Raw genomic sequence first — 10892 nt, 5'->3', positions numbered from 1 at the left:
AGCGCTTACGGCCAGATTTCGTCATTATCCACAAGATCGATCGCCTCGCCCGCAACCGTGAAGATGACTTGGCAATTAATCTGCTGCTGCGCAGGTACGTCGACCGCGGCTTCGGGATCCGGCCTCATGGCTGCACCGCCGCGAGGATCTGGCCAGGACGGACCTCGTCGCCAGGACTCACGTAAAGCTCGACCAGTCTGCCCGTGACAGGTGCGGTCACCTTGGCCTCCATCTTCATCGCCTCGATCGAGAGGACGGGGTCGCCTTCGTCCACTGTGGAGCCTGGTGCCAGAGCGAGCCGCCAGACCGTGGCGGCGAACGGTGCGGTCACGGCGACAGCACCGGCGGGCAGAGTCACCTCCGGTGCGGTGATCTCCTCCGGTTCGTCGTGCCGGTCGAACTCGCCGGCGAGGCGCCAGCGCGCCTTCTCCTCCTCGAACGCCGCCGTCTGGCGTGCCCGGAAGGCCGCGATGTCGTCCGCGTTGTCCTGCAGGAAACGAAGATGATCGGCGATCGAGAACGTTCCGTCGATCGTCTCGAAGTCGCCGCGTCCGGCGTCGGTCTCGGCGCGCAACTCGAGGAGCTCGGCGGCTTCGACCGGGTACCACTCGATCCGGTCGAAGAACCGCAGCGCCCAGGGATGCTCGGCGAACAGCCCACCACGGCGGTAGCGGTTCCAGACCTGCACGGTGCGGCCGACGAACTGGTAGCCGCCGGGTCCTTCCATCCCGTAGACGCACAGATAGGCGCCGCCGATGCCGACCGAGTTCTCGGCCGTCCACGTCCGCGCGGGGTTGTACTTCGTCGTCACCAGCCGGTGCCTGGGGTCGAGCGGCGTCGCCACCGGAGCGCCGAGATAGACGTCACCGAGGCCCAGCACCAGATAGGAGGCGTCGAAAACCGTCCTGCGTACGTCGTCCACCGACTCCAAACCGTTGATGCGGCGGATGAACTCGATGTTCCACGGTGTCCACGGGGCGTCGGAACGCACGCCGGCCATGTACCGCTCGATCGCCAGTCTCGTGGCGGGGTCGTCCCAGCTCAGCGGCAACCTCACCGTGCGGGACGGCACCACGAGATCTTGCGTGGGCGGCACTTCGTCCTCAAGTTCCTGAAGCAGCCGCGCGACGTCAGAGGCCTTGAGGCGGGCGGGGTCCGTGTGGACCTGCAACGAACGGATGCCCGGTGTGACGTCGATGATGCCTTCCGGAGCGTGTTGCGCCAGGGTCTCCTGGAGCGCGTGGACCCGCATGCGCAGGGCGAGGTCGAGGATCATCGGCCCGTACTCGACGAGCACGTTGTTGTCGCCGTCACGGCGGTAGGTGACGGACGGGCGGTCGTTCGTCTCCTCCAGCCGGCCCAGGACACCGTCGTCTTCGTCGCCGCCCGTCGTGGTGACGTGCGGGACAGCACGCCGTTCGACCAGCGACGCGGCATCGGCCTCGCGCACCCGCACGAAACGCACCGTGTCACCGGGACGCAGCTGCCCGAGTTTCCACCGATCACCACTGGCGACGACGGCCGGACAGACGAACCCGCCCAGGGACGGGCCGTCTGGACCGAGGACGACCGGGGTGTCGCCGGTGAAGTCGATGGCGCCGATGGCATAGGGAGTGTCGTGGATGTTGGACGGATGCAGTCCGGCTTCACCACCGTCGGGCCGGGCCCACGCCGGTTTGGGACCGATCAGGCGGATGCCGGTGCGCGCGGAGTTGTGGTGCACCTTGAAATCGTTGACGTAAAAGGAGTTCATGTCGTCGCGGGTGAAGAACTCCGGTGCCCCGTGCGGTCCTTCGGTGACCGCGATCTGCCAGCTGCCGGTGATCGCGGGACGGCGGTGCGCCGGGGTCGGGCCGCCGATCGTGGTCAGTCCCGGGTTCTCCGCGGCGTCCGGTGAGCGCAGGCGCAGCACGTCGCCGGCCAGCAGCGCGCGACCGGCGTGGCCGCCGAACCCGCCGAGGGTGAACGTCGCGGCGCTGCCGAGGTAGACGGGCACGTCGAGCCCACCCCGGACGGCGAGGTAAACGCGCAGCCCGGGACCGGCGGCGGTGCCGATCCTCAGGGTGCCACCGGCGGGGACGTCGACAGGTTCCCACTGCGGCACGGGTTCACCGTCCACATCGGACTCGACGGGCGCGCCGGTGAGGCAGACGACCGATGGAACCGAGAACCGCAGGACCGGTCCGGTCGCCGTGATCTCCAGTCCCGGCGCCGTGGCGGGGTTGCCGACGGCGAGGTTCGCCTCGGCCAGCGAGACCGGATCGAACGGGCCGCTCGGCGGGACACCGACCTGCCAGTGCCCGACCCTGCCCGGCAGGTCCTGCACCGTCGTCATCGTCCCGGGGACGAGGACGTCGACGCGGGGATCGGGGTCGGTGGTGCGATCGAGGGTGGAGGTCGAGTGCGCCGCTGCCCGCAGGTCGTCGGAGTCGGTGAGTGCGCGCAACAACCCCAGGTTCGTGACGATCCCGTCGACGCGAGAGCCGTCGAGCGCCTCACCGAGGAGGTCGAGCGCGGCGTCCCTGTTCGGTCCCGCGGCGATCACCTTGGCCAGCATGGGGTCGTAGTGGGGCGACACCTCCAGCCCGGTCTCGATCCAGCCGTCGACCCGGACACCGTCGAGATCCGCGGGGAAGACCGCCCGCGTCACGAGCCCCGAGGACGGCAACGACTCCTTCGCGGGATCCTCGGCATAGACGCGGGCTTCGAACGCGTGCCCGTCCGGGACCCACGGGGAGTCGAAGACGCGGTCGGGCAGACCGTCCGCGCCGTCACGGGCCAGTCGCAGCATCAACTCGACCAGATCGACGCCGAACACCATCTCGGTGACGGGGTGTTCGACCTGGAGCCGCGTGTTGACCTCGAGGAACGAGGCCTCCTGGCGAAGCGGGTCGTAGATGAACTCCACGGTGCCGGCGCTGCGGTAGCGCACCGACGCGGCCAGGTCCCGCGCCGAGGTGTGCAGGAGCTCGCGGACGTGCTCCGGCAGGGCAGGGGCGGGCGCTTCCTCGACGACCTTCTGGTTGCGGCGCTGCAATGAACAGTCCCGGTCGCCGATGACCGCCACCCGGCCGAGACCGTCACCGAAGAGCTGCACCTCCACGTGGCGGGCCGGGCGCACCAGCCGTTCGACGAACACCCCCGCCGAGCCGAAGTTCTGCCGTGCCAACACAACGACCTGCTCGAACGCCTCGCGTACCTCGTCGGTGGTGGCACAGGCCCGCATGCCGATGCCACCGCCGCCGCCGGTCGCCTTGACCATCACGGGAAGTCCGATCCGTTCGGCCGCGGCGACGGCCTCGTCCGCCGACGGCAGCAGGCCGGTCCCGGCGAGCATGGGCACGCCAGCGTGGCGCGCGATCTCACGAGCGGTGTGCTTCTCCCCGAACGCGGCGATCTGCTCGGACGCCGGGCCGACGAACCGCAGGCCCGCGGTCTCGACGGAGCGGGCGAACGCGACGCTCTCGGACAGGAAACCGTAGCCGGGGTGGATCAGTCCGGCGCCGCTGCCGAGAGCGGCCTCGATGATCGCGTCGGCCCGCAGGTAGGAATCGCGTGCGGGAGCGGGACCGAGCCGGACGGCGGTGTCGGCCTCCCGGACGTGCGGAGCGGCGCGGTCGGCGTCGGAGTAGACGGCGACCGCCTTCATGCCCAGGGCATGCGCGCTGCGGATGATCCGGCGCGCGATCTCGCCACGGTTCGCCACCAGGACGACGTCGTAAGACGTCATGGCCGCACAACGATCATGCGCAGCGGCGTCGGGTTGAAGTCGTTGCAGGGGTTGTTCATCTGCGGGCAGTTCGAGACGAGGACCAGAACGTCGGTGTCGGGACGCACCGCGACCCGCTTGCCGGGCGCCGACATCCCGTCGACGATGCCGAGCGCACCGTCCGCCTCGACCGGGACGTTCATGAACCAGTTGAGGTTGGACACCAGGTCACGCAGGCCGAGCCCGTGCTTCTGGCCCTCTGACAGGAAGTTCTCCCTGCACCCGTGGTGGAACATGACGTGGTGGCCGTACCGCAACGTGTTGGACTCCTTCGAGCAGGCGCCGCCGATGGTGTCCTGCCGGTCGATCTCGTTGCCGACGACGGTCATGAGCGGGTTGCCCAGATTGCTGCGCAGCACCGTTCCCGTGCGGACGTAGGCGTTGCCCTGCCAGGCCAGCGTGTCGGGCACGCTGTAGCGCTCCTCGGTGTCGGCCGCGTTGTAGATCAGGCAGTCGCCCGACTGATTTCCGCCAACGTCCACAATGGTCAGAACGTGGCCGGCGCGCACCACGGCCGACCAGGAGGCGTTGGGAGCGACCCGTTCGTCGAGCACGACCTCGCCCGGGACGAGCGGTTCCGACCAGTCGAGAGGTGAGCCAGGGGCGGACGTCGCTCCCACTGGGACAGAACTGGTCAAAGTCCTCTCGCCTCCGCGTAGTCGATGGTGTTCAGATAGGCCCGGTGTGCTTCGGGCGTGGCGTGGAAGCGGTCGTCGTCCGGTCCTGTCGGGGCGGTGCGCCAGGCGTGCACGCGCAGCGGTCCGGCCGCGTACTCCGGGCGAGGGTCCAGCGGGTGCGGCACGTTGGCCACCAGGATCAGCAACGGCAGTTCGGCCAGCAGTTCGACCGAGGTGCCCTCCCCCGCCGATCCCTGCCACACGAAGGTTCCGTCGGCGTCGACCTGGATTCCTTGGAAGAAGGACACACTCGGCGGGAGGTCGCGCGGCGTGAGTCCGTGTTTGGCCGCGGCCTTGACGAACAGCGAACGGCCCGCCGGGGACGGCCCTTCCGGTCTGGCGTCGCCGTACTTCTGCTGGTTCCACGCCTCGGTACTCGTTCCGCAGAACGCGTCGTGGTGGCCGGACGTGTCTTCGACGATCGTCGCGAGCACGCGGCCGTCACCCGACAGCAACGGGTGCCCGGCACCGAGGTACGCCTGCCAGGGGATCTTCACGGTGTCGGCGACGTTGAGCCGCTCGACCGGTTCCAGCGCGTTGTAGACGATCACGTGCGCGCAGGCGTCACCGGTCGGGTCGTCGAACCGGATCCGGGTTCCCCTGGCGAGCACCTTGTGCGTATATCCACCTGGGGCAACGGTTTCCGCCCAGGTGAGCGCTTCCGATCCCGCGGGCCGGTACGGGCTCGACGACGCCGGTAGGTATGGCATCCAATCGCTCGTTTGCCCGCCTCGTGCGCGAGCGTCCGCTCTGGCGTTGAGAACGGAGTCGGTCACTCAGGCCTCCTGTGCGCTGTGCGGGACGTGACGCAGCTCGATCCGGCCGTGGAACCGGTGTTTGAAGACGAGGTACCCGGCACCGGCCGCGAGGCTGAGGGTGATCACGAGCAACGCGCTCCAGCGCAGCCACCAGGTCTCACCGGTGAGGTCGTAGATCTCAGGACGCGGCCACAGCAGGTTGACCGCCATGCCGATCTGGTAGACGACGGCGAGTGCGTTCAGCGGGATTCCCCACGCGCCGAGGCTGAACTGGGGCTTGCCGTGCTCGTCGACGCCGGCCGGCCAGCCGCCGGTGGTGCGGTGCCGGATCCGGACGACCAGCAGCGGCAGCGTCACGCCCAGATACGCGAGGTAGAGCATCGCGATGCACAGGCTCGACAGCGCGGTGAAGATCGCGGACTGGCCGATGTTGACCACGAGTGCGATCGCCGCGCCGACGCCGACGACGATCGAGGCGCCGACCGGGGTGCCGGTGCGCGGCGACACCTTGCTGAGCCCGCGGTGGAACGGGAAGGCCTTGTCCCTAGCCATCGAGTAGATCATCCGGGCGCCCGCGGTCTGGATGGCCAGCGTGCACGCGAACACGGCCACGGCGACGCAACACAGGAACAGGCGGCCGAGAACACCGCCCAGGCGTTCGGTGAGCACCCAGGAGAGCCCGCCGGTCGCCAGGTTGCCGTCGGTCAGGCTCGGCGCGGCCATCAGCGCCCCGACGATGAGCAACGCTCCACCGACGGCGGACGCGATGAGCGCGTGCAGGATGGTCCGCGGGGTCGTCCGCCGCGGCGCGTGGGTCTCCTCCGCCAGCTCACCCGCAGAGTCGAACCCGACCATCACGTACGCGGCCATCAGCGCCGAGGCGAGGAACGCCGGGAGATAGCTGCCGTCGCCGGCCCAGCCCTCGTGGGTGAACACGACCTGAGGACCACGCTCAGGCAGAGCGAACAGAACGAGGACCAACGCGACGACCGCGACGATCTCGATCGTGACACCGACGCTCGTGGCCGCGGCCATGTGCCGCACTCCGGCGATGTTCACGACCGTCGTGATCACGAGGAGGATCACGCCGAGCAGGACCGCGTTCTGCGCACCGGTAGCGGAGGCCACCGACGAGTCCGCGCCGGGCCCGCCGACGATCTGGAAGCCGGACCAGATGCTCGGCAGGACGACCTGGATCGCGATCGCGGCGGCGGCGACGGTGAGGACCTGGCCGATGACCATGATCCAGCCGGCGAACCAGCCCGCGGTCGTCCCCGCCAACCGGCTGGACCACTGGAAGATCGCGCCGGAGACCGGCCACCGCGCCGCGAGCTCGGCGAAGCACAGCGCGACGAGCAGCTGCCCGGCGAAGACCAGCGGCCAGGCCCAGAAGAACGAGGCGCCGCCGAGCCCGAAACCCAGTCCGAAGAGCTGGAAAACCGTGGTGAGGATCGAGACGAACGAGAAGCCCGCCGCGAAGGACGAGAACGTTCCCACGCCCCTGCGCAACTCCTGGACGTAGCCGAGTTCAGGAGGGGAACCTGTGTCGCTGAGCGACGTGCTCATGGGTCCTCCGAGAGGCCGGACGGAATATCTGTCGATCGACAGGTATGACTGTCCGGCTCCCCCGTTTCGCCTTCCGGTGACGCCTCGTAAATTCGGGGTAAACCACCTTGATCAGGCGAGCGGTGCGGAGCCCGTTGGCGAATCCTGGGCGGCCACCGTGCGGCACGGCCTCGACACGTCGGTCGTGCCGCCGATGATGACGAGGTGGATGTGGCCGTGGTGGAACATGCGGGCGTGCTCAGGTTCTTGGCCGCCGGGATGTCCCCGTGACGGCCTATCCCTGCACGACCGGATAGATCTCGTCGGCGACGAGTCCGTGCGCTTCGCGGTGCACTCGGTGCGCAGCCTCCGCGTCCGGGGCCTCGACGAGGCAGAACACCTTCCCCGCCTGGTCGTCGACCCAGTAGTTGAGGTATCGCACGTCGTGCTCGCCCTGGATGCGCAGGTCGGCCTCGTGGGCTTGCGCCACGTCCTTCGCTGTCGCGCCCTCGGGCAGTGCGTTGTGGACATCCATGAACAGCATCGCGTCCTCCTTTTTCGACGGTGTGCGGCGAGGCTAGGCCGCGCCGCGTTCCCAGAGCGTTCCCACGCAGGCCGACGTAAGGTCAGCCCATGCCTGCCACCTTCCAGGTGCGCGTTCTCGGCGGGTTCGGCGTCACGGTGGACGACAAGCCCGTCCCCACCCACGCCTGGCGCAGCCGGCGAGCAGCCGACGTGGTGAAGCTCCTGGCGATGGAGGCCGGGCACGGCTGCACCGGGAGCAGGTCATGGAGCTGCTGTGGCCGGATCTGCCCGTCGAGGCGGCGGGCGCGAACCTGCGCAAGGCCGTGCACTACGCCCGCCGGCACTCGGCGACCCCGACGCGATCGGCATCGAAGGTCACGTGCTGGTGTTGCGGCCGGACGGTTGCCTCGACTGCGACCTGGAGCGGTTCGACCGGGGCCGCGGACGCCGCGCTGGCGTCGGGCGACGCTCGGGCGTGTGCCGCCGCAGCCGCGCTGTACGACGGGGACGTGCTGCCGGACGACCGGTACGAATGGTGGGCGGAAGAACGGCGGAGCAAGGCAAGGACTCGCTACATCGCGTTGCTGCGGGCGGCCGGTGACTGGACCCGGCTGCTGGCACTGGACGAGACCGATGAGGAGGCGCATCGAGCGATGATGCGGCGCCACCTCGCGGCAGGACGGCGCCGCGAAGCGTTGCGCCAGTTCGAACTACTCCGCGAGGCGCTGCGGGAACGCATCGGTGTCGGGCCGGACGCCGAGACGGTCGCGCTCTACGAAACGGCGTTGGCCGAGGGTGCCGAACCGCCGTCGGCGGAGCAGACGGTGGCGGTGACCCTGGCCAACGGACTGGTCGCCTGGGGACGGGGCAACGTCGAAGAGGCCGGGCGACTTGCCAAGAGGGCACGCGCGCTGGCGCTGGACGCGAACCTCGGCCACGAGTTGGGCGAGGCGTCCACGCTGCTGGCGCTCGTCGCCTACGCGCAAGGCACGTGGCACCAACAGTTCCGGCAGGAGTTCATCGATTCCGTCCGGCGGTCCGCAAACCTGGAAGGCGCCGTGTTCGACGCGCACCTGTGTTTCCAGGAGTTCTACCTGTACGGACCGGAAGGCCACGAGGGTGCGGAGTCGTTCGGCCGCGACCTGCTCGCCATCGCGACCGAGGCGGGCTCGACGGTCGGCCGGGCGCTGGCCCACCTGCTGCTCGGTGAGTTCGCGCTGCTGTCCGGCCACCTCGACCAGGCATGTGAGCACCTTGAGCAGTCACTGACAGACGCCGAGCGGGCAGGTTGCCTCTCGGCACAGAGCCTCGCGCTCGAACGGACCGCGGAAGCGAACGTCCGGCTCGGAAACCGGGCCGTCGCCGTTGCTCTGCTCGACCGCGCTGTGCCGCTCGCTCACGCGTCGGGCATCCGGTCTCATCTGGTCATCCGGATCCACGGACTGCGCGTCCTCGCCGCCGGCGGGCTCGTCGAGGCACTCGGCGCGGTCCGCGACGGCGAACGCCTGCTCGCCGAGGCGACACACGTGTGCGACCCGTGCTCGATGGCTTTCCGGATCGAGGCCGCGCGAGCCTGCGCCCGTGCGAACGAGCTGGCCCGTGCCCGGCGGCACCTGGCGGAGGCGGAACGGATCAGCGGACTGTGGCAGGGCGGCCCGTGGTCAGCGGCGCTGTGGGAGGTCAGGGCCGAGCTGCGCGGGGCGGCCGGGCAGACCGCCCAAGCGGCCGCGCTGTACCTCGAAGCAGCCGAGCTGTACTCCACGCTGCGCAGCCGATCGAGGAGACCCGCTGCCGAGCCGCCGCCGGCGACCGCTAGAGCAATCACGTCACCCACGGCGACATTGTCCTGATCACGACCCGGCACGACGCCGGGCGATGGTGTCACGAGTGTCACGGCGCAGGCTCTGCACCATCGTCAACAGGCCGAGCAGGATCGTCACGAGCAACACCAGGAGACCTCCGACCTGCCGGACGCCGAACGCTGAATCCTCCGGAGCCACCACGGCTGCCGAAAAGACCAGCACTGGAAGAGCAAGGGCGACTCCACCGCCCACCGCGGTCAGGAGCCGCCCCTCTGACCGCGAGAGCACCAGCAGCACCGCTCCGACGAGACAGCACGCGCCATCGATGGCGAACACGATCTTGAGCACGACGCCGAAAGTGCTTGCTCGGGCATCTCCCAAATCGAACGAGCCCGAAGCGGCCAGAAGCGCGAACAAACCGAGCACGAATGCGAAGACCAGAGCCAGGACAAACGGAACACGGCTCGGCCGATGCTGCTGAGCCCGTCCAATGGTTGCGTCCATCTGCTCCTCCTCGATCGATCACGTCATCTTCGGTGCCTCGAACTCACGCAAGTCGGCGCAGCGAGGCCTGACCAAGTCAACCGAGGCCAGTGGCCGCCTGCGGGCACATGGCAGCAACCGGCCGCCGCAGGGTTTCGGCAAAGTCAGACGAACGACGCGAAAACACACCCGGAGCTACGCTTCGCGGGTGGAGTTGGCTGATCGGGATGCCGGGATCGACCTGGCAGAGCTGTTGGCGGCGTTCTCGCTGGCCACGGACCTCGGCCTGGGCCAACCAATGGAGCACGTGCTCCGATCGTGGCGGATCGCGGATCGGCTCGCCGAGCGCATGGACCTGCCGGAGGATCAGCGGCGGTCGCTGTTCTACGTCTCGATGCTCGCCTGGGTCGGCTGTGTGGCGGATTCCCCGGAGGTGGCCGCGTCGTTCGGCGATGACATCGCCTTCCGCGCGGACAGTTACGACGTCGATCTCGCCGGACTGGCCGGGTTCGGCTTCTTCCTGCGCCACGCCGGCCGCGGCGGGCCGATGTGGCACCGGTTCCGCGTGGCGACGACGATCGTGGCGAGCGGCGGCCAGAGTGTCGTACAGGGCATGCAGTCGCACTGCCTGACGACGTCGACGCTGGCGGAGCAGCTCGGGCTCGGCCAGGACGTGGTGACGGCGTTGCGGCAGTTCTTCACCCGCTGGGACGGGCGCGGGGTGCCGCAGGGGGTGGGTGGCACGGACATCGCGCCGACCATCCGCCTGCTGCACCTGGCCGACGTCGTCGAGGTCCGGTATCGGACCGGCGGGATCGACGGTGCGCTCGAAGTCGCCAGAGCACGGCGTGGCCGCCAGTTCGCGCCCGACGTGGTCGACGCGTTCCTCGCGAACGCCCCCGAGTTGCTGTCCGACGCCGGCACCGGGATCGACCCGCTCACGGCGGATCCGCGGGTGCGCCGGCCGCTGACGGAGGGCGAGCTGGACACGGCTCTGGAAGCGCTGGCCGACTTCACCGACCTGCGCTGCACCTCGCGGGCCGGACATTGCCGTGGCGTCGCGGAGCTCGCCGGAGCAGCGGCACGGAGCATGGGGCTCCCCGTCGGCGACGTCGTCGCCACCCGGCGCGCGGGCCTGCTGCACGACATCGGGCTGCACGGGGTACCGGTGACGATCCTGGACCGGGAGGGGCCGCTGTCGGCGACCGAGTGGGAGCGCGTGCGGCTGAGCTCGTACTACACCGAGCGTGTCCTCGCCCGTCCCGCGGCGCTGGCCAAGCCGGGCGCGATCGCGGCAGCGGCCCACGAGCGCATGGACGGCAGCGGCTACCAC

At 69.6% G+C, this 10892-nt stretch carries 8 protein-coding genes; 2 read left to right on the top strand and 6 right to left on the bottom strand.

Going from position 1 to position 10892, the window contains the following annotated elements; translation table 11 throughout:
- Window positions 1-124 precede the first annotated feature (124 nt).
- The 5 genes from uca to FXN61_RS41480 form a co-directional block, all read right to left on the bottom strand.
- Window positions 125-3730 carry an urea carboxylase gene (uca, locus tag FXN61_RS41500; protein WP_167979334.1) on the bottom strand — a complete coding sequence of 1202 codons (3606 nt, stop codon included), beginning with the start codon at window positions 3728-3730 and terminating at the stop codon, window positions 125-127.
- A complete protein-coding gene (locus FXN61_RS41495) occupies window positions 3727-4323 on the bottom strand; it encodes an urea amidolyase associated protein UAAP2 (protein WP_312878410.1) in 597 nt (198 codons plus the stop codon). The genes uca and FXN61_RS41495 overlap by 4 nt, the downstream gene beginning before the upstream one ends.
- An 80-nt stretch (window positions 4324-4403) precedes the next feature.
- On the bottom strand, window positions 4404-5156 hold the full coding sequence (locus tag FXN61_RS41490; protein ID WP_188136052.1) for an urea amidolyase associated protein UAAP1: 753 nt from the start codon (window positions 5154-5156) through the stop codon (window positions 4404-4406).
- Between the two features lie 66 nt (window positions 5157-5222).
- A complete protein-coding gene (locus tag FXN61_RS41485) occupies window positions 5223-6770 on the bottom strand; it encodes an amino acid permease (RefSeq protein ID WP_167979331.1) in 1548 nt (515 codons plus the stop codon).
- 274 nt (window positions 6771-7044) lie between these two features.
- Window positions 7045-7293 carry a DUF4242 domain-containing protein gene (locus FXN61_RS41480; RefSeq protein ID WP_167979330.1) on the bottom strand — a complete coding sequence of 83 codons (249 nt, stop codon included), beginning with the start codon at window positions 7291-7293 and terminating at the stop codon, window positions 7045-7047.
- Window positions 7294-7537: 244 nt separating this feature from the next.
- On the opposite strand from FXN61_RS41480, the gene FXN61_RS41475 reads away from it, so the two are divergent.
- Window positions 7538-9124 carry a bacterial transcriptional activator domain-containing protein gene (locus tag FXN61_RS41475; protein WP_167979329.1) on the top strand — a complete coding sequence of 529 codons (1587 nt, stop codon included), beginning with the start codon at window positions 7538-7540 and terminating at the stop codon, window positions 9122-9124.
- On the opposite strand, the gene FXN61_RS41470 is transcribed toward FXN61_RS41475, so the two are convergent.
- On the bottom strand, window positions 9125-9424 hold the full coding sequence (locus tag FXN61_RS41470) for a hypothetical protein (RefSeq protein WP_167979328.1): 300 nt from the start codon (window positions 9422-9424) through the stop codon (window positions 9125-9127).
- Window positions 9425-9767: 343 nt separating this feature from the next.
- Here FXN61_RS41470 and FXN61_RS41465 point away from each other — a divergent pair.
- Window positions 9768-10892: HD-GYP domain-containing protein (locus FXN61_RS41465; RefSeq protein ID WP_223165826.1), on the top strand; the 1125-nt coding region annotated here is incomplete at its 3' end.

Origin of the sequence: Lentzea indica, assembly GCF_012184385.1 — a bacterium.
GTDB lineage: Bacteria > Actinomycetota > Actinomycetes > Mycobacteriales > Pseudonocardiaceae > Lentzea > Lentzea indica.
This window is presented reverse-complemented; position numbering and strand designations above follow the sequence as displayed.

Bases quoted from the DNA above. Each gene is read 5' to 3' on its own strand.
- FXN61_RS41490 (WP_188136052.1), bottom strand. From the start codon at position 5,156: ATGCCATACCTACCGGCGTCGTCGAGCCCGTACCGGCCCGCGGGATCG.
- uca (WP_167979334.1), bottom strand. From the start codon at position 3,730: ATGACGTCTTACGACGTCGTCCTGGTGGCGAACCGTGGCGAGATCGCG.
- FXN61_RS41485 (WP_167979331.1), bottom strand. From the start codon at position 6,770: ATGAGCACGTCGCTCAGCGACACAGGTTCCCCTCCTGAACTCGGCTAC.
- FXN61_RS41475 (WP_167979329.1), top strand. From the start codon at position 7,538: ATGGAGCTGCTGTGGCCGGATCTGCCCGTCGAGGCGGCGGGCGCGAAC.
- FXN61_RS41480 (WP_167979330.1), bottom strand. From the start codon at position 7,293: ATGCTGTTCATGGATGTCCACAACGCACTGCCCGAGGGCGCGACAGCG.